This window comes from Citrobacter sp. Igbk 14 (assembly GCF_028069825.1).
In the GTDB taxonomy this organism is placed as follows: Bacteria; Pseudomonadota; Gammaproteobacteria; order Enterobacterales; family Enterobacteriaceae; genus Citrobacter.
Genome location: NZ_JANEWM010000192.1, coordinates 1 through 444 on the forward strand (window position 1 = coordinate 1; position 444 = coordinate 444).

1 pseudogene is annotated in these 444 nt (G+C 32.9%); it reads left to right on the top strand.

The window, feature by feature from the left end:
- Positions 1 to 110 precede the first annotated feature (110 nt).
- Positions 111 to 444 (top strand): annotated as a pseudogene (locus NNN64_RS23105) (hypothetical protein); the annotation flags it as partial.

The following is a 444-nucleotide window of genomic DNA, read 5'->3' on the forward strand; positions in this document are numbered from 1 at the left end:
ATTATCTTTTCTCGTTTATGCGATCACAAAATTATCTTCCTATTGTTGTTGGTATCTGTTATAAAAACCTAATATTTTTAATGGAATCACTATTATAAAAAAGAACATCAATGAAAAAAATATGGAAATCATTAAACCTTGGCATCACCCATTTTTTATTCTTCTATATGGCAATACTCGTCATCATGCCTCAGAGAGGCCTTGTATACCCAATTGTTATTTGGCTGGGGATGATTATCCTAAGCGGGCTAGTTATACATTATTATTGGAACAAAAAATCGACCAATCAGCTGGCCACTCGCCTTCGAAAAAGTCATAGAAAAACGCAAAGTGCGGCATTGTTTTCGTCGTTATTATTCTTATTGACATGTATTTCCTTTAAGATTATTGATCATATCAGTCTCATCATTCCAAATGCATTAATTTTCATGACCACCTTACTAA